Raw genomic sequence first — 25,540 nt, forward strand, 5'->3', positions numbered from 1 at the left:
TTCACTCTATGAGACCTCTGTTGAAGTTCAGATTATTGTTTTTTAGCCTCTTCTTAATATGCTATGCGCTAACAATTTTTTGCCTCTTTGATATTATTTCTTTTTCTCATCAATATCACTACTTCTTCTTTCTTGGATCTTTCTTTCTGCTAATGTTTTTTTTATCTTTTGTTTATTCTTTATATAAAGGAGATGAAAATAACGGGAAAATTGAGCACTTCCTGGAGAACCTGTCACTGAAAATGGGCCTATTTAAAATTAGAAAACGAAAAAAAGATCCAATTCGTAAGAACCCGGTTTTGATATTTCCTTAAAGCTGCTCACGGGCGATTATTGAATTTCTTAATCTGGTTGATATGAAATCCTGGAATTTGTTTCCGATTGGCTGACTGTCTAAGCTTTTGGAATTTTTTGAAGAATTACAACATTAGATTTCCTGCGAATTCCTTCAGATTTATTTCTGAAAGTTTTGCCTGAAAAATTGCGTTACTGCGTCTTACTACAGCATTTATATAGTTTAATTGTGCAGTCCTAAATTCTATAGTTGGAATAGTCCCTATCCTAAATTTGTCCATTGTAATTTCCAGATTCTCTTTGGCAATAGCCTCATTATTTCTTTCCAGCTCAATAAGACTAATATTGGTAAGGTAGGTTTGGTAAGCTATTCCCAGTTGCGATTGCAAATTTAAGATCTGCTCCTCTACAAGTAACTCGGTATTCTCAATTTGGATCCGGGCAACTTTTTCATTCCTGTTCTGGTTAAAACCGTCAAAAATGTTCATCCTTGCGGTAAAACCATAGTTCCAGCCGCGGGAGTTGGCACTGGTGGTAAATCCTAAACTAGATTCTGACTCATTAAACTGGTAGCTTAGTGGTTGCGACAAGACTGGGATAGCGACCCGCCTTTACCTGTTTCAGTTCCAGTTTTGCAATATTATTATTAATTACCTGTGCCTGTAAAGTGGGATTTTGTTGTAAGGCCATAGCCTCCAATTCAGGAAGGAAAAGATCCTGGTCCACTTCAAAATCCTCTATTACTTCAAAAATAATTTGAGGATCCCGGGCGAGGATCTGGTTAAGGCGGATCATTGTATTTCTATACTGTTCCTGCTGCCGCAACATCTCGGTCCTGTCTGTATTCATATCCACCTGCGCATTGAGTACTTCCAGCTTAGAAGATTTCCCGATAGTGAACCTGTTTTGCGCAAGTTCAAGCCGTTGTTCTGATATTACAAGTGTACTGTCCAGGGCTGCCAGCTGCTGCTGCTGCTGTACCATATCATAGTACGTGATCATTACATCACTCACTCTCTCAAGTATGGTTTGCTGCAACTCTGCCTCCCCAAGTTTCTCCAATTCCTGCAATTGATCATGACGTGCAAACATCCTGAACCCGTCAAAAATTGTCCAGTCCATGACAACCCCGTAGTTTATATTGTTGTTCCGGGCATCATCAAGCTCTATAAGATTGCCATCTGCACGGGTTTGTGAACTATTTTGGATACTACTATTTGTTGTTCCTGCTATGCCCACAGTGGGTAACATTCCAGCGTTACCTATACTTACCTGGGTTTGGTCTATTTCAAGCTCATTGGAAGCTAACCGAATTTGGAAATTATTTTCCAAAGCAATTTTAACAGCTTCTTCAACGGTTAAAAGCTCCTGCGATTGAGAATTAAAAACAAAAAGAAATAATATTGAAAAGCTGAGTAATTTATTCATGGAACTGGGGTTCCGGATTTCTTCTGATTTCCGGGCTTACTTGAGTTTCTAATTCGGCAAATTCTGGCCTGTGCTTCTTTTCCCTGGACCACATTAAGTACACTGCAGGTATAATGAAAAGGGTTAAAATCAGGGAGAACATTGTTCCACCAATAATTACAACTCCCATTCCTATACGGCTGGTCGATGCAGCACCAAAAGCAACTGCAATTGGAAGAGCACCAAGTGCGATTGTTAAGCTGGTCATAAGGATTGGACGCAGACGGCTTTCTGATGCCTTTAAAATTGCATCTCTTTTATTCATTCCCTGCTCCCGTAATTGATTGGCAAATTCAACTATTAAAATTCCGTTTTTCGTCACAAGGCCTATTAACATTACAGTTCCAATCTGGCTGAAAATATTCCAGGATTGTCCAAAGAGCCAGAGACTAAATAAAGCTCCCGCTACTGCCATGGGAACAGTAAGAATAATTATAAGTGGATCCATAAAACTTTCAAACTGGGCAGCCAGAAGAAGAAAAATTAGCAATAATGCGAGTCCAAAAGCAAACATTGTATTGGAACTACTTTCCACAAAATCCCTTGACTCTCCTCCAAGATCTGTAGTAAAAGAATCATTCAGCACTTTTTCTCTTATTCTCTCCATTGCGTCTATCCCGTCTCCCATACTCTTTCCTGGTGCAAGACTGGCAGAAACAGTCGCACTCATATAGCGGTTGTTGTGGTATAAAGTAGGCGGGCTACTTTGTTCTTCTGTTGTAACCAGGTTATCCAGCTGAATTAAAAGACCATCCCTGTTTCTCACAAACATTGAAGTAAGATCCATGGGAGCATTCCTGTCTTTTTTATCAAACTGCCCCATTACCTGATACTGTTTACCATTCATCATAAAGTATCCGAATCTTTGTCCGCTCAAAGCAAGCTGCAGCGTTTGTGCCACGTCAAGAACTGAAACTCCCATTGTTTGAGCTTTCTCCCTGTCAATTGTTACATATATTTCAGGTTTGTTGAACTTCAGATTAAGATCTGAATTTGAAAAAGTTGGGTCGTTCTCCACTTCTTCCATAAACTCCGGAATCTTTTCTTCCAGTTGCTGGAAATTCTGTGCCTGAATAATATACTGAATAGGCATTCCTCCCCTCCTGTTAACTGCAATAGTGGGGCTCTGGCTAACATTCGTCCTTGCATCGGGATATTGTTTGGTCCAGGCAGTTAATTTGTTTGCTATTTCTTCCTGTGAACGCTCCCTCTCTCCGGGTTCTACAAGAGCTATTCTTCCAAAGCCACTGTTAACCGAATTTGATCCCCATCCGGGAGAGGTAATTATTAAACTTACTTTTTTCTCCGGAATAGAATCATTAATTAGCTGAGTAAGCTCAGTCATATACCTATCCATATATTCATAGGAAGAACCTTCAGGAGCTGTCGCATTAATACTAATAAAACTTCTGTCCTCATAGGGAGCTGTTTCCTTCTGAAGCAGACTGTAAAAAACAACAGTAGCAACTAAACATAATCCCAGAATGGGAAAGCTTATCCACTTCTTATTCATAAAAGACCGAAGCGATTCAGCATAACTATTATTCATCTTCACAAAATACTTCTCAGTAAAATTGTAAAATTTGGAGTTGTTCTGCTTCCCGGGTTTCATAAGGTATGCGTTCAACATTGGAGTCAAAGTAAGAGCTACAAATGCCGAAATAAGAACTGCAGCCGCTAATACTACTCCAAATTCCCGGAATAATCTTCCCACAAATCCTTCAAGAAAAATTACCGGAAGGAATACTGCCGCCAGAGTAACAGAAATAGAAATTACCGCAAAAAATATCTCGTTGGATCCTTCAATTGCTGCTTTGATCGGGCTCATCCCCTCCTCTACTTTCTTATAAATATTTTCAGTGACCACGATACCGTCATCTACCACCAGACCCGTTGCCAGAACAATAGCTAAAAGTGTAAGTACATTGATTGAGAAACCAAAGATCCACATAATGAAAAAGGTGGCAATTAAAGACACCGGAATATCAATTAGTGGCCGTAACGCAATTGACCAGTTCCTGAAGAAAAGATAGATCACCAGGATTACCAGAATAATAGCAATAGCAAGGGTTTCCACAACCTCAGTTACAGATTTTTTTACAAATGTTGTATTATCGAATGCGATATTAAGATTGAAATCCTCCGGCAGATCTTTCTGCAACATCTCGTACTGCTCATAAAAAGCATCAGCAATGTCGAGGTAGTTAGTCCCCGGCTGGGGAATAATTACCATAGAAACCATTTCCTGACCGGAATCACTGAGCTTTGTCTCTAGATTTTCCGCCTCCAGGGCTGCAGATCCTACGTCACTAAATCTTATTAGTTTATCCCCGTCTGACCGGATTATTATATTATTGAATTGTTCAACTGTTGAAAGATTTCCAATAGTCTTTACTGCCAGTTCAGTATTGGAACCTGAAAGTTTCCCCGTTGGCAGTTCCACATTTTGTGCACTCAGTGCCGCACGTACGTCGCTTACTGTTGCACCGTATGAAGCCAGTTTTACCGGATCAATCCACAACCTCATCGCGTACCTGCGCTGTCCCCATATTTGAACACTACTTACTCCGGGTATCGTTTGTAATCGGGGAGCAATGACATTTTCGGCATAATCGCTTAGCTCCAGCACATTCTTCTCCTTGCTCTGAACCGTCATCGCTATGATGGGCTGGGAATCAGCATCAGCTTTAGATACTACCGGGGGTGCATCTATATCCTGCGGAAGCTTACGTACTGCTTGCGATACTTTGTCCCGAACATCATTTGCCGCAGCTTCAAGATCTTTATCAAGATTAAATTCAATGTTAATGTTGCTGGATCCCTGGCTACTGGTGGAACTAATATTCCTTATCCCGTCTATGGAGTTGATCTCCTTTTCAAGAGGTTCTGTTATCTGGGATTCAATAATATCGGGATTGGCACCTGTATAGCTTGTACGTACCGAAATTATCGCAGGATCAATACTTGGGAATTCCCGAACTCCGAGATAGGTAAAGCCAATGATCCCAAAAAGCACAATTGCAATGTTCATTACAATTGTGAGCACGGGACGCTTAATACTAAGTGTAGATAAACTCATTACAATTGGGCATTAGCAACTGGTTGTCTTAAATCTACCTTTAGAGGAGTTCCATTTTTAAGGATCATTACTCCGGAAGTAAGAATAGTGTCTCCTGGTTTTAGACCTGAAAGCACCCTTACCAGGTTTTCTGTCCTGGCACCTGTTTCCACAACGATCTCCTTTGCTTTTCCGTTTTCAGAAACAAAGATCTTCTTTCCATTTTGGATTGGGATTAATGCTTCTGAAGGAACCATTAAAGCGTTGTTTACTTTAGCCAGAGGGACGAAAACATTGGCAAAACTACCGGGGATCAATTTTCCTTCAGCATTTTCTGCAACCGCTCTCATTTTTAGAGTCCTTGTAGATACTTCAACTTCGGGTTCCATAGCATAGATTTCTGCCTTGTGTTCCATTGAAGAGTTTGAGGTAGAAAAAGAGATGGTATCGCCCAATTTCACCTGTGAAGAATATTTTTCAGGAATTGAAAAAGTGATTTTCAGCCTGTCAGTATTCACAAGTTTTGCGATGAGAGTAGAAGGAGTCACATAAGTACCTTGCGATATAGATCTCAAACCTATAATTCCTGAAAAAGGAGCTCGTACAGTTGCTTTGGAAAGTTGAGCTGCCATTAACTGTGATTCTGCTTTTGCCGATGCAAGATCAGCTTCAGCCATATCATATTCTTCCCTGCTTATAGCTTCTTTCTCCAGAAGCAGTTTTGCCCTTCGCTCATTTTCTGAAGCCAGTTTTTCTGAAGTTTGCACCTTTGCCAGTTGAGCTCTCAATTCCTGATCGTTCACCCGAAAAAGAACCTGTCCTTTCGAGACCCTGCTCCCCTCCTCAAAATTTATGTTTTCAACAATTCCTGAAACTTCACTGCGAATTTCGATAGTTTCATTCGCCTCCAGCGAACCTGACAGAGATAAATTATCTGCAAATTCTCGCGGCTGCAGGACCAGGCCTCCAACCTTAACCGGAGCTAGTGCACCTCCTGTTTTCCCCTGATTTGCACTTTCACTGTTATTTGAAATCCTATAGGCCACTAATCCTATAAAACCAACAGCAAGGAGAATAAAAACTACATATTTGACTTTCATTTAATTGTGAGGTAACTCAGGCTTAATTCCTGAAATTCTTAATTAACAAATCTAAATCTTCTTACTCAAAAATTTTCCTTAACATCATTGTTTTCTTTGATAATTCCATCTGCAAAAGCGACATAACAATAATCCTGAGGAAGGGAGTTGTGAAAATTAATAGTACTTACACTTTTAATTGTGACTCCGACTGCACATAAGACTTGGTAGAGAAGAAAAGGTTTAATGACCAATGAACAAAAAGAAAAAAGTTTTTACAAAATGATTTTCTTCTTTGTAAGAATCATTCATTTTGCAAGGAGCTTCCAATGGAATTTTACAATAATCGTTTTACAAATTTAAAGTATTTGAAGGGTGCATACTTAAAGGGTAAATCAATCCAGGTGGGGGTTTTAACTACAGCACGTTGATGACTAAAAGCCAAAAAACTCTGTTTCCCATGATAATTCCCCTGCCCACTATGACCTACGCCTCCAAATGGGAGATGGTGATTTGTGATATGCATTAAGGTGTCATTTAAAGCAGCTCCACCAGAACTTGTCTTTTTTAAAATTTCCCCGGCATTTCCTTTTCCAAAGTAGTATAAGGCCAGGGGCTTCTCCCTGGAATTTATAAAATTAATTGCCTCATCAATTTCAGTATACTCCATCACCGGGAGAATGGGTCCAAAAATTTCCTCCTGCATCAGGACATCTTCCGGTGTAATTTGATCCACGATCGTGGGTTCGATATACAATTCTTCCTTTTTAATTTTTCCTCCAAACCGCAAAGTTCCCTTTGTTTCATCAATTTGACTTAGCTAAGGCATTAAAAGTTTTCTCATTCACAATGCGAGGATAGAACCTAGCTTTTACTAATGTCGTCCCCGTACATTTCTCGCAGATGCTTTTCTATTTTTTGAAGGAGCGCTTCTTTTACAGATTTCTGTACCAGCAGGTAATCGGGAGCGATACAGGTTTGGCTTAGCGTTTATTGTTTTACCCCAGACAATTCTCTTTGCAGCAAGATCAATATTGGCCGTATGATCTACTATACAGGGACTTTTTCCTCCCAGCTCGAGGATCACAGGAGTAAGAAATTCGGCTGCTGCTTTCATTACAATTTTACCTACTCTTGTGCTTCCGGTAAAAAAGATGAGATCAAATTTTAGATTCAGCAACGCCTCTCCCACTTGTTGTCCTCCCTGTACAAGTGCTACGTAGGTCTCGTCGAATGCCTCCTTAACAATATCTTCCATTACAGTGGCAATATTCATAGTAAATTCTGAAGGTTTTAATATCGCACAACATCCGGCAGAAATTGCTCCTACTAAAGGATTCATAAGGAGTTGAAAAGGGTAATTCCAAGGAGCAATGATCAATGCCTGCCCTAAAGGTTCAAAATAGATCCTGCTGGACGATGGGCGGAGATGAACCGGAGTTGGTACTTTTTTCGGCTTTGACCATTTCTCCAGCTTTTTGATGTGTAAATCGATTTCCTGAAGAACGATAGCTATTTCTGTAAGATAAGCCTCCTCCCTGGATTTGTGTAAATCTTTCCAAAGTGCAGTTAATATCCTTTCTTCATTATCAAAGATGACCTGCCTGAATTTCTTTAACTGATTTATCCTGAAGTCTGTCTCCTTGGTTCTATGAGTACCGAAAAATTTTCGTTGCTCTTCGTGAATTTTCTGAATGGTATCTATAGGAGTTTTTTTCATAATTCGACTTATTTTTCAACAGGTTAAAATTTGCATACCTTCTGCGGCAACTGTTCAATCATATGCTTCTAAAAATACGAAATACTTCTCCATATTATTCGCACAGGCAAAATGGCCCGGCCCATTTTTTGTTTAAAAATGGGAATTCTCTCCGTGAGGAGCAATTCATACAATTTTAAAAGCGCATATAGTGTATTTCATCGATTAAATTTATCTTTAAGCGATTTTAATATTTTTATTAACGATATTTGTCTTACAGATTTTCAAAAAATTGTCTGACACATCTTATGCAAATGACCGCCCCCCAAACAGGTACTTCTCTTTTCGCTATTAAGGAAATAGATATGGCATTACGATATATTAGAGAAGAAAGAGAAAATGTAATTCCGCAGGATTCTTTTCGGGAAGATATGTTGAATGAACTGGAAGATTTTAATCTTATTAAAAAGCTTTCAAACGGTACTTATATCATTACCGAACAAGGATTGTATGCCCGTAAAATGGGAGCCCATCAATACATAGAAATGAAAAAATCAGAGGAGTTCTTTTCTAACTACTCTCCTGAAAAATATAACAGCAAGAAGAAATTAATTGATGTTACATTTATGGTTTCTCTATTGCTCCTTATAATCCTGCTCTTTAGCTACCGGGAAGATTTTTTTCAGTAGAGAAAATTAATACACCCCGGGAATTTAAATCATTCAAATCTATTGAATTGGTTTATTGAAGAGCACCTCAAGCGTTCTAAAGTTCAACCCGGGATTGAGAATATTGAGATCCGTTTAAACTCTTCATCAATTCCTTTAGGTACTAAACCGCACTCTGCAGGAAAATGATTGTTAAGGAAGTTGTTGAGCTTTATCAAAGGTATAGGATGATAAAACAATTATTGAGATTAGACTTGCATGTCAATTCTTTGCCTCCTTATACCAGTGAAACTTTTTATTGATGAAGCCATAGTTTAATTCAAAATGCAGGATATTCTTTTTCTGATAAATCATCGCATTTATCCATTGATCCTTTTTAATAAGAAAATACTTTCCCTGCCATTTTCCTTCGATCAATATAAAATCTTTCAAAATTTCTGTTCCTGCATTAAATTCAGGGTTTTTCGAGGAAATTAATTTTCCGCAAATTTTGCCGTCCTTTTTATATATCTCAATCCGTGAGGTATCTTCTTTATACAGCCAGATCCCGATGAGCGCATCTGGAGTATTGTTCAAAAAAAGGAATAAAATAATGGTAATAAAATTCATGATGTACTGGAGACGTTCTGCTATTGTGTAACGAGATATTTATTAGGAGGTGGAGAAACTTCACCTTAAGGTTCAGGACCTGAACCAATTGAAGTAGGGAATTGTTCAGATATTACCCCACAAAAATAAGATGAAAACTTGATATTTTTTAATGTATGATAAGAAATTTCAGTTTTAAAAGTATTTTCAACAGACCAACGCTTTAATAAATTTCTTTAACTAAGCCTGTATTAAAATGACAAACCCTTTGAAACAGGTGTGATCTCAAAAGCTGTAAAACTAAACTCATAATTTTGTCAGGCCGGAGATTTAGGAATTATTCCTCCTCCACGCTTTTGTTCCTCAGTTTCCCTGGAGTAAAATTATCATTTATTAAAAGAGAAGAGTTTTTAAATCAACCCTTAAACAATTGTTTTTCAGTAATATATTTTCAAATTTCTCTATATCTATGAATTTTTAATTTAAATTTAATATTTTAAATGGCAATTTTATGTCTTACCATTTTTCTTACCTGAAAAATCGAAGAAAATCTTTCATCAATTCCAAATAAATTGAGAGCTTCTTTGTTAACTGGGAAAAGGGCTGCAAAAAAACGGAAACCTTTATTTTTTGTCGTCATTGGAATAATTGCTCTTTTAGCTGTTTTTATTGGATTTGCAAAACCATTTCTACTTCCTGTTACCTCCGGCACTTTTAGAGCTCCATTCTCAATATATTTCCACGGTGCATTGGCTTTTGGTTGGGTATTACTGTTTTTGGTGCAGAGCTTACTCATTAGGTACAGGAAGCATCGCTTACACATTTCACTGGGAGCTTTAGGTGTGATTCTTGCTTTTGGTTCAGCAATAACAATTATCACAAGCGGGACTTTTTCAGGCTGAAAGAGAGCTGAAAGAAGGACTTGGGGATACCGCCATTTCAACTATTCTTGGGGCTACACTTTCTGCCTTTATTTTCCTTTTTCTTTTTCTAGGCGGAATGGCTTATCGTAAAAATCCGCAAGCTCATAAAAGGCTGATGCTTTTAGCAACGCTAGTTATTATCTGGCCCGCCTGGTTCAGGTTCCGACATTATTTTCCTGCTGTTCCAAGACCTGATGTCTGGTTCGGGTTTATTCTGGCTGACAGTTTTATCCTGGTTGCAATGCTGTGGGATAAAATTGTTCACGGAAAAATACATCCGGTTCTCCTATATACAGGTTCCTTTATTGTTCTGGAGCACATTTTGGAAGTGCTGCTCTTTGACTCCTATTACTGGAGAATAATAAGCCGCGCCCTCTATCATTTCTATACCTGAAATACCTCTTCTAAAGCTTCTTTTTGGATATTTAGTCTGCCAGGCAAATTTTTCTGATATTTATGATTCTGATAATCTCTCAATGAAAAACAACAAATTCCTTCTGCTACTATTTTTATTTACTTCTCATCTAATTTATCCACAACTCTCTTCAGCAGAAATTGATAGTTTGGTACAAGAGGCTATGAATACATTTAAAGTTGCAGGTGCAGCTGTAGCTGTTGTAAAAGACGGAAAAGTAGTTCACCAAAAAGGCTATGGTGTGCAATCTATTAAGACTAAGGAACTTAGTGACCAAAAATTCCAATTTTGCTATTGCTTCCAATACTAAAGCTTTTACTGCCGCTGCACTGGCTATTCTGGAAGAAGAAGGAAAAATCAACTGGAATGATAAGGTAAAGGAATATTTACCGGAATTCAAAATGTATAACGACTACGTAACGGAAAATTTTAATATCCAGGACCTCCTCACCCACCGCAGCGGACTTGGCCTGGGGGCCGGAGACCTTATGTTCTTTCCAGACGGTGCCGATTTTACAATTCAGGATGTAATGACAAATTTCCAGTATTTCGAACCTGTTTCGGCATTCAGGACACAATTTGATTATGACAATCTCCTGTACCTGGTGGCGGGGGAATTGATTTCAAGAGTCAGCGGTCTTTCTTATGAAGAATTTATTGAGCAGCGAATTTTGCAGCCATTAGCAATGAATAACTCTTTTGCCTCCTTAAAAAGAGTAGAAGATAAAAGCAGCCTTGCAATGCCACATTCCACGGCATCAGGAGAAATACGGCAAATAGAACACATTATAAAAAGCATCAATGGTGCAGCTAAGCGGAATTTTTTCTAATGTTGATGATCTCAGCAAATGGTTACTGCTCCAACTCAATAAAGGTAGGTATGGAGAAAACCTCAGCAAATCTTTATTTTCTGAAAAGAACCACTACGAGATGTGGAAGGTGCACACCGTTCTAGATCCACAATTTGGTACTCCATATAATTCTCACTTCGCGGGCTATGGTCTGGGTTGGTTTTTAACAGATAAGCTGGGCAACCTTGAAGTATCGCATATTAAGCGGGCTACCGGGTATGTTATCCCAAACTACTTTAATACCAGATCTCGAACTGGGGATTGTTGTACTTACCAATACAGACAGTGGTGGAGGCGCTTTATTTTCTGCTGTAAGCAATAGCATTGTCGACAGCTACCTTGGGCTTGAAGATCAAGGTTGGATAAAAAAGATTGCTCGAACTAACGATTATCTAAAAACTCAGGGAGATACTTATACCGAAGAAGTTTGGAAAACAGTCGAAACAAACGATAATTCCATTATTAATCCTGAAAATTATACAGGAACTTACAAGGATGATTGGTTTGGGGAAGTAAAAATTTCTGAAAAAGATGGGCAGCTTTGGTTTACTTCCAAACGCTCTCCTAAACTAAACGGGCCTATGAAATTATATAAAGACCACACCTTTGCAATTGCCTGGGCCACCCCTAACTTAGATGCCGATGCCTTTGCGACCTTTAATTTAAATAAAGCCGGAAAAGGAGAGAGCATTAAAATGAGAGGAATCTCTCCCCACATAGATTTTAGTTACGATTTTCAGGATTTGGATCTAAGGAGAGTGGAATAGCAATGGATTAAAAGTTGTAAAGTAATGCCCCTTTATTACCAGATTAAATTTTTGGTTCTATAAGTATTAATTCTTTTACATGCGTTCACAGGATACTTCTCAAATTTTATGGTATTCCCTTTCCCTGTTCCAGCAGTCCATATTCACTCATACCCCGGGATTTTCGTGTGGACTTCAATTTATTATTGTAGAATTTTAGGTCAACCAGACGAATTGCCATCCTAAAGTGTTTCATCACCCCTGTTAAACAAAATCTAATTGTTATATTAAAAATCCTTAATAACCAGTAATGTTTATATTCTCCTAATCACCCTAGAAAGGAGTGTTGAACAGAGATTCCCTCTTATGGCAAGAAATTATATTTAATAAACACTTAGGATTTTTTCATTCTTTTATATGAAGTTGCAATACATTTAAAAATTTGTGGAACCAGTGTTGCTTTTATTAGGTTTAAACCCCCTAAACCTGAAATATGAAAGCTTTAACACCAAAACAAGGAAAAAAGAAGTTTCTGGATACTTATGTTATGCAGATAAATGGTGACCGAATCTTTTTTAAATGTCTCCTCCTATTTGGAGGGATAATGTTAGCTGGTCTTGTATTCTTCTATTTTTGGACGGCTCCAATATAACGAGCTCCCATTTTATTCCAAGTGGATTTGAATTAAAACTAAAAATATTAAATTCCCATTATTTAAGATGAAATAATTCATCAGGTATAGAAGCTATTATAGTTCTGGCCTTCAATATCCATCTACTCCTCCTTAAGGCGTTTCTCCCGATAGCCTTATTCTCAGGCATCCTTCCACATTCCACTTTTTCTTATATTTATCAGCACATTTAAAAACAATTTTGATGAAAATCACCTTCTTCACGGTACTTACTACTATATTTTTTTTCATTCAAACCTAGGTTATTCCCAGGGTCTCACCAATCAACAAATTGATAGCCTTGTACAAAAATCTATGAAGACTTTCGACGTGCCTGGAATGGCGGTAGCTGTATTAAAGGATGGGGAGGTAATTCATATGGAAGGTTACGGTACGCGATCTCTTAAATCTGGCGGAAAGGTTGATGAAAATACTTTATTCGGCGTGGCTTCTAATACGAAAGCTATGACAAGTGCAGCTCTCGCAATTCTAATTGATCAGGGAAAGCTGGAGTGGGATACAAAAGTCACCGAAGTTATTCCTGAATTCAAACTTTATGATCCTTACGTAACGAGTGAATTTACGGTTCGGGATCTTCTCACCCACCGCAGCGGACTCGGACTTGGTGCAGGGGACTTAATGGTATGGCCTTCCCAAAACAAAACCACCAGGGATGAACTTATTTATAATCTTAGGTACTTAAAACCCGTTTCCTCCTTTAGGTCACAGTATGATTACGATAACCTGCTCTATATTGTGGCAGGAGTTATTGTAGAAAGGGTATCAGGGCAGGATTATGAGACGTTTATAGAAGAAAATATTTTCAAACCGCTTGGTATGGATGATTCTGCAGTAAATTATAATCTTATTGAAGATAAAACGAATGTAATTGATGGACATGCGCCCACAGACGGTAAGCTGGTAACGGTTGGCCTAAGCTTTACTGAAGCTGCCAATCCTGCCGCAGGGGTTTATTCTTCTGTAAGCGATATGAGCAAATGGGTGCAGACACAGCTAAACAGCGGCAAATACGGTGAAAATTTACAAAACAGCCTCTTTAGTGAAGAACAACATTACGAGATGTGGAGTCCGCAGACTTTGGTGCATACTGGAAGGGGAAATTATAACACAAACTTTAAGGCCTACGGATTAGGCTGGTTCCTTAGCGATGTAAATGGCTACAAAGAAGTTACCCACACTTAGTGGGCTTCTGGGAATTGTGAGTCAGGTAACTATGATACCGGAACTGGAACTGGGGATAATTGTTTTGACCAATCAGCAAAGCGGTGCGGCATTTAGTTCGGTTACTAACTCTATTAAAGATTCTTACTTCGGAATAAAAGGCAAGGACAGGATAAAGCAGTACAATGATAATAGGTTAAGAGCCGAAAAAAGAGCAGATTCTGTTGTAGCTGAAGTATGGAGGAACGTGGCTGAAGTTCAGAAAAAGAACAAAATGAGTGCTGAAGCTCTATCTGGTTACACCGGTACTTATCAGGATCCGTGGTTTGGAAAAGTGACTATTTCCCACAGAAATGGAAAACTCCGTTTTGAAGCTGAAAAAGCTCCCGATTTACAAGGGGATATGAGCTACTACAAAGGCAACTCGTTTGTAGTGAAGTGGGATGACCGAAGCCTTAACGGAGATGCTTTTGTAATATTCTCCCTCAACCGCGAAGGAGAAGCAGTCGCTTTTAAAATGGAACCTGTCTCCCCAATGACCGACTTTAGTTTTGATTTCCAGGATCTGGATTTTGTAAAGCAGTAAATCGTATCAGGAAAATAAGATTTTGGTAATCTTTTCATTTCTGCCCTGCGGCTTTTATTCTATATGACATCCATATTTTTAGGGGACAGACCTTCAATTTTCCTAATTTTCTCTTATTCTTCGTTAAAAAATTCCCAAGGATGAAACATTTTTGGCTTTTCAGCGTCTATTAATTAAATTCTGTTTAAATCAGGAAGAAAAAATGGATTAAAGCAAAGCTAAACTTTAGAATCATGGAAGCAAGAGAGAACATTTGGAAAGAAAAGGATCATACAAAGAATTACCTGTCCCACATCAACAGGGACTGGTGGATCCTTAAAGGACAATTGATCCTTGGTGGGATCTTGCTTGCTGGTATTGCATTCTATTTGTTGCTGGGAGACCTTTCCTAAAACTTTATTGCATCAATTTCACCAGCCTAATAAATTCTGCTCTATATCCGTCTTCATCTTTACCTCGAGCATTCTCTGCCATATCTACCACTTTTGATAACTCTGCCCCGTTAGCATATTCGGAATTTCGGAGGATCATTCCAAAAAGCGCAACAGCACTTGAAAATTTAAAATCCTCTCCAGCTGCAGAAAAAGCTAAATCGGCATCCTTTACAGATTTTTCCAAAAGTCTGCTTTTATTTCCATCTGGATTTTTATATCTAAATTTTACTGTGAGTAATTCGTCACCAAATTTGCTTACTTTCCGTTCCGAATATTTAAGATCATCCACGTCTTTCACAAACTTACTTTTAACTCCTACAGGTATTATCTCATAAATTGCTGTAACAGTATGCCCACTTCCCAATTCTCCGGCATCTTTTTTATCATCATTAAAATCTTCATCTTCAAGCAATCTACTTTCATATCCTAAAAGCCTGTATGCCTGGACCTTTGCAGGATTGAATTCTACCTGGATTTTTACATCTTTGGCAATAGTGTAGATAGTTCCTCCAAATTCAGTTCCCAAAACTTTTTGAGCCTCCTGCATACTATCAATATACGCGTGATTCCCATTACCTTTTTCTGCCAGGGTTTCTAATTTTGAACCTCTGTAATTATCCATCCCAAAGCCAAGTGCAGTAAAAAATATTCCCGTTTCTCTTTTTTCCTCAATAAGTTTTTCCATAGCGTTGTCACTACTGGCACCAACATTGAAATCTCCATCGGTTGCAATGATTATACGGTTATTTCCTCCTTCAATAAAATTTTCTTTGGCAACTTCATATGCTAATTGTATTCCTGCTCCACTAAGCAGTTGATCCTCCGGCGGAAAGCTCTTCAAGCGCAGCCTGGATCTTTGACTTTTCGCTTCCGCTGGTCGATGGCAGCACAAGACCCGCCGCACTTAAGCATATACAACAATTGCAACTTTATCCTGTGGGCGCAATTGATTTGTAAGTAATTTAAAAGCAGATTTTAGAAGAGGCAATCGGTTAGGTTCATCCATTGATCCGGAAACATCGACTAGAAAAACCAGATTTGAAGCAGGAACATCATCCAAAGGTATTGTCTTACCCTGTAGTCCAATCTTAACAAGTCGGGTATCAGAATTCCACGTAGTTTGCGCTACTTCTGTGTGAATGGAAAACGGATGCTCGTCTTCTGGCTGGGGGTAATTATAGTTGAAATAGTTAATCATTTCCTCAATTTTTACCGCATCCTCAGGAATCTCCTGACCGTTATTAATCATCCTGCGAATATTGCTATAGGCAGCTTTATCAACATCAATAGAAAATGTGGATAAAGGAGCAGTACTGACCCTCTTAAAAATATTTTCCTCAATTTTTCTGTAAGATTCGTTTTGAGTAATTTTTGAAGAAGAAGCTCTTCCAAATAGTCTTCGCCTGCCCCCGTAGCTAATTACCACTACCTCTTCTAATGATGAGTTATCAGCTCTTAAAGTAACATTAATCTTATCCTTTTGCTTTACTTCCCTCTTTTCCTGATAAAATCCAAGGTAGGTGAATAACAATATATCCCCCTCCTGCGCTTCTATTTTATACCTCCCGTCAAAATCTGTCTGAACCCCTTTGCTCTTACCTTTAATTGTAATATTAACTCCAGGAATGGGTGTACCACTTTCATCTGAAACAACACCTGAAATTGTCTTAACTGAAGGAGCAGCAGTTAATAGAAAAAACAGCATTAGCGAGGCAAGAATCTTCATTTTTTAAAATTTTTAATATTATTTGGAACTGGAAAACCGAGGTAGGGAAAAGGTATATTTATGAAATCCTGAAGTTAAGTTAAACTAAATATTTTATTATTCAAATTTTAGCTTAAAATGTATGTCCATAATGGACTTAGAGCAACGACTTCTTTTTCCTTATTTTTTCCACATAAATTATACAGGCTTACTGCAACGACTTAAAAAATTTCCTGAAATTCTTCCATTCACTGCTCAAAATCCACCTTGTCAATTCAAGATAAATTCCTGTTTCGTAATTTCATTATAAAAAAAAAGGCAAAACACATTTGATTGGCAGACGGTAATAGAAGATTTAATAATTTAAGGCACTTTAAAAACCTAAACTTTACGGGCGGAAGAAAATCGCTAATATTTTTCTTCGAAAAATCTGTTCGAAAAAAATCTTCTGAAGAAACTTATATTTAAGAATTCTATAAATTTCAATTTCGTAAATAAACTTATCTTGCTCCCCCTAACACAAAAATAAATATGGCCTCAGGATTTTTTGCCCTTCTCGATGATATTGCAACTTTAATGGATGATGTAGCGGTGATGGGAAAAGTCGCTTACAAGAAAACGGCGGGAATCCTGGGTGACGACCTTGCAGTTAATGCAGAAAAAGCTTCCGGATTTTTATCTGACAGAGAATTACTTATGCTTTGGGCAATTACAAAAGGTTCAGCCTTAAACAAGCTTATAATCTTACCCCTGGCATTTTTGCTCAGTGCATTTTTACCAGCTGCCATTACTATTATTTTAATTATCGGGGGGCTCTATCTCGCTTACGAAGGAGCCGAAAAAATTTATGAATGGATCTTTCCTCATCCTCACCACGCGGAAACGCCAAAACTTGAAGAACTTTCCGAAGAAGAAGTTTTGAGCATGGAAAAAGGAAAAATTAAATCGGCAATTGTGACCGATTTTATTCTTTCAGTTGAAATAGTAATTATAGCTCTGGGAAGTGTGACAAATGAACCATTACTCAACCAAATTCTCGTGGTTACCATTATTGCTATTGTAGCCACTGTTGGGGTTTATGGGCTGGTAGCACTTATTGTGAGAATGGATGAATTTGGAGCTAAACTTATAGATTTTAACGAAAAAGAAAATACTTTTTCTGATAAAATAGGTTTGTTCCTGGTAAATGCATTGCCGAAAGTGATTAAAAGCCTCTCTGTAATTGGAACTATAGCCTTACTTCTGGTTTCGGGAGGAATCTTTGTTCACAACATTCATTATATCCACGACTTGTTTGAGAACCTCCATCTTCCTGGTATTGTACTGGAGTTTCTTACAGGTTTAGTAGTGGGGATTCTTGTATTGTTGATTATAAAACTTATTAGCAAGGTTTGGAAAAAGTTGAAATCTTAACTATTAAGTTAACTCTGAAACTTTAAATTGTTGAAGTTTCAAAACTTCGCGATCATAAGGTCAAGAATATTTAGAAAAATTTTCTACTTAAGAATATTATCCTATTGGGAGGTTCATCACATTCACTCCAGATGAATTTCTATGATTTCTTTTCAATTTTGTTAACCAGAAGTAGTTATTGCCTCATTTAATTCCTAATCCCAGGATTTAATACACTATCTATTTGTATTGTACTGAAAATTAAAATATAGGGATTGAAAAAACATTTCTTCATCCTGATATTTTGCTACAGAACCGTTAAGTAATGAACTTTCCTGAAAAACATTTTATGGAAGTGCAAAAAAGTCTATATGCCCCGAATTTCCAAAAAGATTATCTTTAAAGAAAAAACAGCTATGCAACTCCACCTATACCAAATTGATGCTTTTACAGATAAGATTTTCCAAGGAAACCCGGCTTGCGTAGTACCCTTATCGGAATGGCTCCCTGACGAGCTTTTACTGAAGATTGCCAGGGAAAATGCAGTGGCAGAAACAGCTTTTTTTCTGGATAAAGGTTACAGCTATCCCCTACGCTGGTTCACCCCGGAAATGGAAATGGACTTGTGCGGCCATGCGACTCTGGCCGCGGCTCATGCCATAAAAGAGATAAGGAAGAGCACCAGTAGGAAAATCCTTTTTGAAACCAAAAGTGGAAATCTGGAAGTAAATGTGGAAAACGATCATTATATACTAAACTTCCCCACCCGCACTCCTAAGCCCACACATTTACCTGAGCTGCTCAAAGATTCCCTCAATATCCAGCCGGAGGAAGTTCTTAAAGCCCGGGATTATGTCCTGGTCTATCCTGATGAGGAAGATGTAAAAAATATTGAGATCAACCGTATTCATTTTGATAAACTGGAACTGGGCACAGGTGGCGTTATAATTACCTCCAGGGGAAAAGAAGTAGACTTTGTATCACGATTCTTTACTCCGGGAGCTTCTGTTTTCGAAGATCCCGTTACCTGCTCTGCCCACTGTTCCCTTATCCCCTACTGGAGTAAAAAACTGGATAAGATAGAACTTAATGCCAGGCAGATCTCTTCCCGTGGTGGTAGCCTACATTGTAAGCTAAATGGAGAAAGAGTGGCTATTAGCGGAAAAGCACGCACCTATTCAATAGGAAAATTATTTGCTGAATAGACAGTTACTTCGCTCTTTTTACCGTACAGCCAATAGCTTTTGTAGAAGCGACCACGGGAACCTTTCCTTTTTCCAAGGCAGCAATAGCATTTTCTACATATGTTGTTTTTTCAGGCTTTTCATCCTGAGTGTCGTTATCTATAGCTCCTGTGTATACTACTTTTAATTGGGAACCTTCTTTTTTCAGAAGAAAAACATGGGGAGTTACCCTTGCTCCATATTGATTGGTTACTTTTTGATTCTCATCAAACAGGTAAGGGAAACTGAAACCTTTTTTCTTCGCCTTTTCCTGCATTTTTTCAAAACTGTCACTAGAGATAATTTTGGTGGATTGGGATTTATCGCAATCACGGGATAACCCCGGGGAGCAAATCTTTCATTCAAGGCTATAAGCCTGTCTTCATAAGCAATAGCATAAGGACAGGTGTTCGCGGTAAACACGAGGATGAATCCTTTGGCTTCGGGAAAATCATTAACAGAAATCATTTTCCCGTCAATGTTCTTAAGGGAAAAACCAGATGCTGTATTTCCCGGTTCAATTGTTTGGACTTGTGCATTAGTGGTAATACAAACAATAAAAATACTGAGGAAAGCGAATTTTTTCATATGCCATTATTTAAAGTTTTGATACTCTTTTAGAAGGGAGGGATACGTAAATTCAGTTTCTGTAAATTTTCTTTTCAGGCCCTTAACGAATAATGTTGCAGGAATTGCTCCGCTCCAGGATTTGTCAATCCTGTCTATATATTCCTGTTGATCTGTCTCATCCAGAAGAAACACTTCATTTTTCAGCCCCCGCTTAATTACAAATGGCTCAACTCTGTTTTTGAGATGCGATTTAAAATCTACACTTACCAGCAGAACCTTTAGCTTTTCATCTAACTTTTCCTGTTGCAGTTGCTCAAAATGTGGAAGTTCCCTGATACAGGGAGCGCACCAGGTAGCCCAGAAGTTTATTACATATATAGTGTCCTTCCCCTTCTCCAACCGCTCATTTAGCATATCTACACTTAAGAGTTCCACCTTCTGGCAAAATACTAGTGAAACGGGTAGAACGAATAGCAATATGAAAAGGATGTTCTTCAAAATTAAAGTCGGTTTCACCAGCAATTTAGGAAAAATAACAGTTCCTAAATCTTATTTATCTTGCTGATTAACAAATTCTTATACAGAAATTTTGTTTTTATACTTGTTGTACAAAAAGGAAATAATCAAAAGGAGTATTCCAAGGCAAACAAATACTATAGTCTTTGAAATTGTGTCAAGATTTGAAATGTCGTAAAAAAATAATTTGACGAGGGTTCCACCAAACAATATCATTGCGGCAACCCTAAGGTACTTTTTGTTTTGCTGAATCCCCAGGCCTATTAGCAGTAAAGAATAAACTCCCCATAGAATGCTTAGTCCCAACTTGAAGGAGTTGCCGGGGTTCTTAGCATCTATCCACAAGAATAATTCAGAACTCGCTATCGATATTATACAGAGGTGGAGAAAAATCTCAAAAGCAGTCGAGAAATTCTTTTTCATAAAATCCTGTCTCAGTAGTTTATAAGTTAGTACCAGAAGAAGCAGAGCAAAAGCTATGGATATATAACGAATCCAGAAGTGGAATTCTCCTGTAGTATAATATTCTGCCATTGTTTGCTTGAAATGGCTTTCTCTTAGATCTGCAAGAGAAATGAGACCTTGAGTAAGGAATACCAACAGGGTAATAACACTGAAGATTACCAGAACAATTCCAGATTTATAATTCTTAAACTTTCTAATATTGATAAAAGTTAAAGCAGCGAGGAAAAACAGGGAGTAATTAATTATCCAAATTGATTGAAAGGAAAGGAGATCAAAATTGTAATACTCCACAACCCCCATTCCGTCTGTTGGTATAATTTCCTTTGCTGAAGCCATATAAAGCTGCTGCCAGTAAAATTCGATTTCCAGTCGAAAGGAATAATACAGGCAAAAAATGAAAACTCCCGGAATAGAATAAGATAAAACATTTCCAAATTCAGAAAAAGATGCCGGGAAATTTAATCCTTTGGTTTTTCTATTGAGCCAGGTTATAAAGCCAAAAGCGATCAAAAATAAAACTGAAGTTAAAAAACCATTATTTATTAACGGCGCTATAAATTCTTCTGAATTTGTTACCCTATAAAAAGTTGACCAGTCTTCAATTAAACTTACAAAAGCAAAAAGCATTACTGCATAAGAGATCTTTTCGTACACTTCTGCCTTCCTGGTCCTTCCTATCCAAAATAACACAGCTGCTTCCAACGACCACAAAAGAGTAACCCAGTTGGATTCCAGTTGAACCGGAATTGAAATTGTGAAAAATACGATTGCCAAACCTGATATTAAGTAGAATAAGGAGCGATCGGATTCTTTCCTGCGGAAGATGAGATAAGCAACCATTGCATGTAATGCAGAATTAGTAACAGTAAAAATCCCAAGAAATTGATCCTTGCCTATTGTATCACTTAGCAGATAGTATCCAATAGCATAAAATATGAAGGAATTTGAAAGAAGAAGTACAACATCTCCAAAGTTATAATTTTCCTTATGCATCAATCTGTAACCAAGGAAGGTAAGGTAAAAAATTCCGAAAAATATGAACCCAAACCCAAGTGCCAGAATAAAATCGCTTGAGGTGTAACTTTCAAAGAGCCACATCATAAATATCAACCAGGTAAAGACAAAGGCAGCGTATAACAAAGATTTCCAATATTTTTTAAAAGAAATCACCAAAATCCCCACATTGATAATTGCCATATACATAAACAGGATTTCTGCCCTTCCCGACCCATTACTAAGTAGAAATGGAATGGCATATGCCCCCACCATACCTATATGTGCAATTACCTGCCTGTTATAGCTAAAAGCACTAAAAACAGTGAGAGCGGTAAAAACCAGCATCAATCCAAAAGCCAGTGCCTGTGGAAAAAGAGCGTAAAAGCCATAAGCTGCGTAAGTAATAAAATACATAATAGCTATTGCCCCACTTACAAGTACCGCACTGTAATTCTCATAGCTTTTTTTGAATTTTAAGCCAAACCCCAAAAGTGCTGCCCCCGAGAGGTAGCCCAGGATAATTCGGGTAAGAGGACTTATGAGGTTATTTTCTATAGAATATTTTGCGCCTATTGCAATTCCAAGAATGGTAATTATAATACCAATTTTATTGATAAGGTTCTCCCCTATAAACTTCTCCAGATCAGATCTTTTCTTCGGAATATTTATTGTAGGCTTAGGAGGTGTCTCTATGGCTGAAAAAGCTTGTGTTGCAACTTCCGCTTCTTCAGGTGAATTTTTTAGACCTTCAGGCTTAACATAGATTTCTTCTGAAGACTCTATAGAAGGTTTTTTTCCAAGATTGTAAATTTCCTTTTTCAGCTCATTGATCTCCCGGGAAAATTCATTCTGCTTTTTTTGAAGTAACTCCAGCCTTTCAAGAAGTTCTTCTATACCGGGGTGATTGGCCATATTAATAATTTTATCTCCTGAAAATGAGGTGAGATAAATGTACAGAAATAACGTTAAGGAAAACTAAATGTTAAAAAGATTTTCCCTTTCAGTGGCTTCTATTGATCCTTCAAACAATTTTAAAAAATTAGATTCAGTCAATTAACAATCATATTTTAAGACCCCAAATTAAAAACTAATAACCAGATTGACGTTCAGATAATATGCGTGGGACTAAAATTTCTGTAAAAAAACCCTCAGAATTTAGGTTCTGAGGGTTTTCCATTCTAATTGGACATTATCCCCTGGAGAAGTTAATTTAAAAAGTATCAAACTTAGATACCAAAATAGAGGGGTCAGGATTTAATTAATTGGCAAAAGTACAGTGTCAATTATGTGTATAATCCCATTGGATGCTGAAATATCAGCAGCAACTATATTTCCTGTGTTTCCAATAGCTGTAATTTGAAGATCTGGCGCAACCTTAAATGTGGTTCCTTCAAGAAGTGTTTCTATGGTTCTCATATTTCTTTTAGGAACAACACTATTTGATGCTCTGCGACCTTCAGTCACATGGTATTGGAGAACGCTTAGTACCAATTCTGCAGGTAAATCGGTAATTTCATCTACCTCCGGACCTAAGGCCTCATATAGATTCATAAATGCTTCATCTGTGGGAGCAAATACAGTATATTGGTCTTTACCATTGAGGAAAAGATCAACGAGGCTTAGCATTAAGTTCTGCATCTACGTAAAGAAGGGCAGCCACAAGTTCATTAAAATCGGCATTCTCTATCGCTATTTGGGCAATAGGAGTTTTACCGGGTGCAGGTGCTGCTTTTTTTACTGCTGTAGAACTTTCCCCATCAAAACTTTCCAGGACATTTAAAACAGTTAATTCTTCAGGTGCATCAACTTCCGTACTTTCACAGGAAACAATAAATACTGATAGCAGGAATAACAGAAAAAAATGCTGCACATGCTTAAAACGACCAAAATTAAAGAAGTAATTTTTCATAAATAATTGATTTTAAGATTTATATAAATAAAGATATTACCTAATTTTATTATGTTTAATTTTCCCTATGAAAGTTTAAACAATAATAACATCTGTTGAAGCCAAATCAAAAATCCATAAAAAGAAAAGATAGTGGAGGTGCATTTAAGCATCCAGTTTCCTTATCAAACAGTAGATTACTATTTTACGTGAAAGAGTTCAACTATAGAATAAGACTTCCACAAAATTCTCAATAACTTTTTCCTAGGATGTTTTCCATTATTCCTATTACTGGGTTGGTGTCCAACTTATATATTATAAATATCAAAACTATTTTCCTGGCTGTAATTTCTTTAAGGATAAGAAAAAGCCGGGGAGTGGGGAATCTATCTACACTTTTACACTTCCGCCACAGTTATTCCCACAGCTTAAACTTAAATATGGCCTGATTTCCAACCTATTCTCTGGCGGTACAATAATTGGTTTTCCCCAACATCGAAATACGACCCGATGTTCTTAAGTAGTTTAATAAGGAACTATTAAGAAGTGGGATAAAAAACGTTTAAAAAAAATCATGATAACACAAGACTTAAAATTACCTTCTTCAGCTTCAACAAAAAAAATGAAAAAGGATGATGAATTTCAGTTTAAACAAAAGGAAGTAAATATTCCATCTCAAACAAAAGGAGAAACAATTACTAATAATTACAAAAAAGCAACTTTTAATAAAAAGGATCTTCTCGTCTTATCAGGGACCTTTTTATTATTAATAGGAGCCGTTTTCCTCGTTTACCTCTTGCAGGCCGAATTTGAGGAATTTAATATGAACCGGATGAATACTATTGGAGGTATAATCATTCTTGGATTAACCACTTTCCTACTAATTTTCAGACTTAGTTTTTTAGCATACATTGCAAGATTATTTTTCCGCTATAAGCCTGTAACCTCCGTGAGCGATGAGGAATTGCCTTCCTGCACCGTTATTGTTCCTGCATATAATGAGGGTAAACAGGTTTATTCTACTTTATTAAGCCTTGTTAACAGCAAATACCCAGCAGAAAAACTACAGTTAATTGCTATTGATGATGGTAGTAAAGATGATACATGGGAATGGATGAAGAAAGCCAAAGAACAACTGGGAGATCGGGTTTCCATATATCAGCAACCAAACAACCAGGGGAAGCGACATGCATTATACCGTGGGTTTCACCTCGCCACAGGAGATGTTTTTGTAACGGTAGACAGTGATTCTATTGTAGAATTAGACACACTTCGCAATCTTGTATCACCTTTTATTACCAATGAAAACTGTGGAGCCGTAGCCGGAAACGTTAGGGTTCTTAATAACGAAAAAGCTATAATACCACGAATGTTGAACGTGAGTTTTGTATTTAGTTTTGAATTCATTCGTTCTGCACAAAGTGTTCTGGGATCGGTACTGTGTACTCCCGGTGCTCTTGCAGCCTATCGCAGCAAAGCTGTAATGAATTGCCTGCCGGAGTGGATAAACCAAACTTTTATGGGACAGCCTACAGATATTGGAGAGGATAGGGCAATGACAAATATGATCCTGAAACAAGGTTACCACGTTCTGTTTCAAAAGAATGCCTATGTTTTAACTAATATACCAGAAAGATTTAGTGGATTACACAAGATGTTCACCCGTTGGGAAAGAAGTAATGTGCGTGAAAATCTCATGATGTCGAAATTTGCCTTTAAAACCTTTAGAGACGGATCCCAATCTGGTCCCAGGTTATTATTAATAAATCAATGGATGCAAATGATTACTACCTATCCGTTATTATTAATAATGTTCGTATTACTGGCTACCCATCCAATTCTTTTTATTAGTTCAACTTTACTGGGTATTCTTATATTTTCAACACTGCCTGCATTCTTTTACGCAAAAAATTATAATATTTCTGAAGCTTTCTGGGCCTATTCCTATAGTATTTTTTACACCTTTGGCCTGTTCTGGATTACACCTTACGCAATGGCTACCGCCAACCGTAGAGGTTGGTTAACAAGAGAGTTGCCACAAAAGAAATAACAGATGAAAGAGTTTATGCGGTAAAGAACAAACAATAGTCCATAAAAAAAGTTACTGATCTTCCGTCAGTAACTT

General features: G+C 37.6%; 25 protein-coding genes and 1 pseudogene. 11 read left to right on the forward strand and 15 right to left on the reverse strand.

What is annotated here, in order from left to right:
- Positions 1 to 419: 419 nt before the first annotated feature.
- The 6 genes from LZ575_RS06045 to LZ575_RS06070 form a co-directional block, all read right to left on the reverse strand.
- The gene (locus tag LZ575_RS06045; RefSeq protein WP_235329812.1) at positions 420 to 884 is read right to left on the reverse strand and encodes a TolC family protein; all 465 of its coding nucleotides are present in this window, start codon (positions 882 to 884) and stop codon (positions 420 to 422) included.
- The gene (locus tag LZ575_RS06050; RefSeq protein ID WP_235329814.1) at positions 856 to 1,722 is read right to left on the reverse strand and encodes a TolC family protein; all 867 of its coding nucleotides are present in this window, start codon (positions 1,720 to 1,722) and stop codon (positions 856 to 858) included. Before LZ575_RS06050 ends, LZ575_RS06045 begins: the two co-directional genes overlap by 29 nt.
- Positions 1,715 to 4,840, reverse strand: a complete 3,126-nt coding sequence (locus tag LZ575_RS06055) for an efflux RND transporter permease subunit (RefSeq protein ID WP_235329817.1) — start codon at positions 4,838 to 4,840, stop codon at positions 1,715 to 1,717. Before LZ575_RS06055 ends, LZ575_RS06050 begins: the two co-directional genes overlap by 8 nt.
- Positions 4,840 to 5,919 (reverse strand): efflux RND transporter periplasmic adaptor subunit, encoded by a 1,080-nt coding sequence (locus LZ575_RS06060; protein ID WP_235329818.1) that lies wholly within the window; start codon positions 5,917 to 5,919, stop codon positions 4,840 to 4,842. Before LZ575_RS06060 ends, LZ575_RS06055 begins: the two co-directional genes overlap by 1 nt.
- Positions 5,920 to 6,235: 316 nt before the next feature.
- Positions 6,236 to 6,688, reverse strand: coding sequence for an aldehyde dehydrogenase family protein (locus LZ575_RS06065; RefSeq protein WP_235329820.1), 453 nt, complete (start codon positions 6,686 to 6,688; stop codon positions 6,236 to 6,238).
- 84 nt (positions 6,689 to 6,772) lie between these two features.
- Complete coding sequence (locus LZ575_RS06070) at positions 6,773 to 7,618, reverse strand: aldehyde dehydrogenase family protein (RefSeq protein WP_235329822.1); 846 nt, start codon at positions 7,616 to 7,618, stop codon at positions 6,773 to 6,775.
- A 287-nt stretch (positions 7,619 to 7,905) separates the two neighbouring features.
- Here LZ575_RS06070 and LZ575_RS06075 point away from each other — a divergent pair, with 287 nt between their 5' ends.
- Complete coding sequence (locus LZ575_RS06075; protein ID WP_235329824.1) at positions 7,906 to 8,286, forward strand: hypothetical protein; 381 nt, start codon at positions 7,906 to 7,908, stop codon at positions 8,284 to 8,286.
- A gap of 240 nt (positions 8,287 to 8,526) precedes the next feature.
- Here the strand turns inward: LZ575_RS06075 and LZ575_RS06080 are convergent, their stop codons facing one another.
- The gene (locus LZ575_RS06080; protein ID WP_235329826.1) at positions 8,527 to 8,874 is read right to left on the reverse strand and encodes a DUF2147 domain-containing protein; all 348 of its coding nucleotides are present in this window, start codon (positions 8,872 to 8,874) and stop codon (positions 8,527 to 8,529) included.
- Between the two features lie 475 nt (positions 8,875 to 9,349).
- On the reverse strand, positions 9,350 to 9,733 hold the full coding sequence (locus tag LZ575_RS06085; protein ID WP_235329828.1) for a hypothetical protein: 384 nt from the start codon (positions 9,731 to 9,733) through the stop codon (positions 9,350 to 9,352).
- Positions 9,734 to 9,891: 158 nt separating this feature from the next.
- Between LZ575_RS06085 and LZ575_RS06090 the strand changes: the two genes are divergently transcribed.
- The 7 genes from LZ575_RS06090 (at position 9,892) to LZ575_RS06115 (ending at position 14,618) form a co-directional block, all read left to right on the forward strand.
- Positions 9,892 to 10,170: a hypothetical protein gene (locus tag LZ575_RS06090; protein WP_235329838.1), complete on the forward strand. Its 279-nt coding sequence runs from the start codon at positions 9,892 to 9,894 to the stop codon at positions 10,168 to 10,170.
- 82 nt (positions 10,171 to 10,252) lie between these two features.
- Positions 10,253 to 10,501 carry a serine hydrolase gene (locus tag LZ575_RS22360; protein WP_255702813.1) on the forward strand — a complete coding sequence of 83 codons (249 nt, stop codon included), beginning with the start codon at positions 10,253 to 10,255 and terminating at the stop codon, positions 10,499 to 10,501.
- On the forward strand, positions 10,461 to 11,021 hold the full coding sequence (locus tag LZ575_RS06095; RefSeq protein WP_255702814.1) for a serine hydrolase: 561 nt from the start codon (positions 10,461 to 10,463) through the stop codon (positions 11,019 to 11,021). Before LZ575_RS22360 ends, LZ575_RS06095 begins: the two co-directional genes overlap by 41 nt.
- 206 nt (positions 11,022 to 11,227) lie before the next feature.
- Positions 11,228 to 11,809, forward strand: a complete 582-nt coding sequence (locus tag LZ575_RS06100; protein WP_235329840.1) for a DUF3471 domain-containing protein — start codon at positions 11,228 to 11,230, stop codon at positions 11,807 to 11,809.
- Between the two features lie 964 nt (positions 11,810 to 12,773).
- A complete protein-coding gene (locus tag LZ575_RS06105; RefSeq protein ID WP_235329842.1) occupies positions 12,774 to 13,661 on the forward strand; it encodes a serine hydrolase in 888 nt (295 codons plus the stop codon).
- Entirely contained in the window at positions 13,633 to 14,226 is a 594-nt protein-coding gene (locus LZ575_RS06110) for a DUF3471 domain-containing protein (RefSeq protein WP_235329844.1), read from the forward strand. The genes LZ575_RS06105 and LZ575_RS06110 overlap by 29 nt, the downstream gene beginning before the upstream one ends.
- Before the next feature lie 233 nt (positions 14,227 to 14,459).
- Positions 14,460 to 14,618 carry a hypothetical protein gene (locus tag LZ575_RS06115; protein ID WP_235329846.1) on the forward strand — a complete coding sequence of 53 codons (159 nt, stop codon included), beginning with the start codon at positions 14,460 to 14,462 and terminating at the stop codon, positions 14,616 to 14,618.
- A 4-nt stretch (positions 14,619 to 14,622) separates the two neighbouring features.
- Here LZ575_RS06115 and LZ575_RS06120 read toward each other — a convergent pair.
- A pseudogene (locus LZ575_RS06120) lies at positions 14,623 to 16,386 on the reverse strand (von Willebrand factor type A domain-containing protein).
- A 510-nt stretch (positions 16,387 to 16,896) separates the two neighbouring features.
- Here LZ575_RS06120 and LZ575_RS06125 point away from each other — a divergent pair.
- Both LZ575_RS06125 and LZ575_RS06130 read left to right on the forward strand, forming a co-directional pair.
- The gene (locus tag LZ575_RS06125; RefSeq protein WP_235329848.1) at positions 16,897 to 17,778 is read left to right on the forward strand and encodes a DUF808 domain-containing protein; all 882 of its coding nucleotides are present in this window, start codon (positions 16,897 to 16,899) and stop codon (positions 17,776 to 17,778) included.
- Between the two features lie 395 nt (positions 17,779 to 18,173).
- The gene (locus LZ575_RS06130; RefSeq protein ID WP_235329850.1) at positions 18,174 to 18,962 is read left to right on the forward strand and encodes a PhzF family phenazine biosynthesis protein; all 789 of its coding nucleotides are present in this window, start codon (positions 18,174 to 18,176) and stop codon (positions 18,960 to 18,962) included.
- Positions 18,963 to 18,966: 4 nt separating this feature from the next.
- Here LZ575_RS06130 and LZ575_RS06135 read toward each other — a convergent pair whose 3' ends face one another.
- From LZ575_RS06135 to LZ575_RS06160, 6 genes are all read right to left on the reverse strand, one after another.
- Positions 18,967 to 19,257, reverse strand: a complete 291-nt coding sequence (locus LZ575_RS06135; protein ID WP_235329852.1) for a redoxin family protein — start codon at positions 19,255 to 19,257, stop codon at positions 18,967 to 18,969.
- Positions 19,191 to 19,568: a redoxin domain-containing protein gene (locus LZ575_RS06140; RefSeq protein ID WP_235329854.1), complete on the reverse strand. Its 378-nt coding sequence runs from the start codon at positions 19,566 to 19,568 to the stop codon at positions 19,191 to 19,193. The genes LZ575_RS06135 and LZ575_RS06140 overlap by 67 nt, the downstream gene beginning before the upstream one ends.
- A 6-nt stretch (positions 19,569 to 19,574) precedes the next feature.
- Positions 19,575 to 19,985, reverse strand: coding sequence for a TlpA disulfide reductase family protein (locus tag LZ575_RS06145; RefSeq protein WP_235329856.1), 411 nt, complete (start codon positions 19,983 to 19,985; stop codon positions 19,575 to 19,577).
- Between the two features lie 141 nt (positions 19,986 to 20,126).
- A complete protein-coding gene (locus LZ575_RS06150) occupies positions 20,127 to 22,439 on the reverse strand; it encodes a DUF2339 domain-containing protein (RefSeq protein WP_235329858.1) in 2,313 nt (770 codons plus the stop codon).
- A 342-nt stretch (positions 22,440 to 22,781) separates the two neighbouring features.
- Positions 22,782 to 23,153 carry a fasciclin domain-containing protein gene (locus LZ575_RS06155; RefSeq protein WP_235329860.1) on the reverse strand — a complete coding sequence of 124 codons (372 nt, stop codon included), beginning with the start codon at positions 23,151 to 23,153 and terminating at the stop codon, positions 22,782 to 22,784.
- Positions 23,137 to 23,436 carry a hypothetical protein gene (locus LZ575_RS06160; RefSeq protein ID WP_235329862.1) on the reverse strand — a complete coding sequence of 100 codons (300 nt, stop codon included), beginning with the start codon at positions 23,434 to 23,436 and terminating at the stop codon, positions 23,137 to 23,139. Before LZ575_RS06160 ends, LZ575_RS06155 begins: the two co-directional genes overlap by 17 nt.
- A gap of 553 nt (positions 23,437 to 23,989) precedes the next feature.
- On the opposite strand from LZ575_RS06160, the gene LZ575_RS06165 reads away from it, so the two are divergent.
- Positions 23,990 to 25,465: a glycosyltransferase gene (locus tag LZ575_RS06165; RefSeq protein ID WP_235329864.1), complete on the forward strand. Its 1,476-nt coding sequence runs from the start codon at positions 23,990 to 23,992 to the stop codon at positions 25,463 to 25,465.
- The last annotated feature ends 75 nt before the right edge of the window (positions 25,466 to 25,540 follow it).

This window comes from Antarcticibacterium sp. 1MA-6-2 (assembly GCF_021535135.1).
In the GTDB taxonomy this organism is placed as follows: domain Bacteria; phylum Bacteroidota; class Bacteroidia; order Flavobacteriales; family Flavobacteriaceae; genus Gillisia.

Bases quoted from the DNA above. Each gene is read 5' to 3' on its own strand.
- LZ575_RS06050 (WP_235329814.1), bottom strand. From the start codon at position 1,722: ATGAATAAATTACTCAGCTTTTCAATATTATTTCTTTTTGTTTTTAAT.
- LZ575_RS06055 (WP_235329817.1), bottom strand. From the start codon at position 4,840: ATGAGTTTATCTACACTTAGTATTAAGCGTCCCGTGCTCACAATTGTA.
- LZ575_RS06060 (WP_235329818.1), bottom strand. From the start codon at position 5,919: ATGAAAGTCAAATATGTAGTTTTTATTCTCCTTGCTGTTGGTTTTATA.
- LZ575_RS06070 (WP_235329822.1), bottom strand. From the start codon at position 7,618: ATGAAAAAAACTCCTATAGATACCATTCAGAAAATTCACGAAGAGCAA.
- LZ575_RS06075 (WP_235329824.1), top strand. From the start codon at position 7,906: ATGCAAATGACCGCCCCCCAAACAGGTACTTCTCTTTTCGCTATTAAG.
- LZ575_RS06080 (WP_235329826.1), bottom strand. From the start codon at position 8,874: ATGAATTTTATTACCATTATTTTATTCCTTTTTTTGAACAATACTCCA.
- LZ575_RS06090 (WP_235329838.1), top strand. From the start codon at position 9,892: ATGCTTTTAGCAACGCTAGTTATTATCTGGCCCGCCTGGTTCAGGTTC.
- LZ575_RS22360 (WP_255702813.1), top strand. From the start codon at position 10,253: ATGAAAAACAACAAATTCCTTCTGCTACTATTTTTATTTACTTCTCAT.
- LZ575_RS06105 (WP_235329842.1), top strand. From the start codon at position 12,774: ATGAAGACTTTCGACGTGCCTGGAATGGCGGTAGCTGTATTAAAGGAT.
- LZ575_RS06110 (WP_235329844.1), top strand. From the start codon at position 13,633: ATGGCTACAAAGAAGTTACCCACACTTAGTGGGCTTCTGGGAATTGTG.
- LZ575_RS06115 (WP_235329846.1), top strand. From the start codon at position 14,460: ATGGAAGCAAGAGAGAACATTTGGAAAGAAAAGGATCATACAAAGAAT.
- LZ575_RS06125 (WP_235329848.1), top strand. From the start codon at position 16,897: ATGGCCTCAGGATTTTTTGCCCTTCTCGATGATATTGCAACTTTAATG.
- LZ575_RS06130 (WP_235329850.1), top strand. From the start codon at position 18,174: ATGCAACTCCACCTATACCAAATTGATGCTTTTACAGATAAGATTTTC.
- LZ575_RS06135 (WP_235329852.1), bottom strand. From the start codon at position 19,257: ATGCAGGAAAAGGCGAAGAAAAAAGGTTTCAGTTTCCCTTACCTGTTT.
- LZ575_RS06140 (WP_235329854.1), bottom strand. From the start codon at position 19,568: ATGAAAAAATTCGCTTTCCTCAGTATTTTTATTGTTTGTATTACCACT.
- LZ575_RS06150 (WP_235329858.1), bottom strand. From the start codon at position 22,439: ATGGCCAATCACCCCGGTATAGAAGAACTTCTTGAAAGGCTGGAGTTA.
- LZ575_RS06155 (WP_235329860.1), bottom strand. From the start codon at position 23,153: ATGCTAAGCCTCGTTGATCTTTTCCTCAATGGTAAAGACCAATATACT.
- LZ575_RS06160 (WP_235329862.1), bottom strand. From the start codon at position 23,436: ATGAAAAATTACTTCTTTAATTTTGGTCGTTTTAAGCATGTGCAGCAT.
- LZ575_RS06165 (WP_235329864.1), top strand. From the start codon at position 23,990: ATGATAACACAAGACTTAAAATTACCTTCTTCAGCTTCAACAAAAAAA.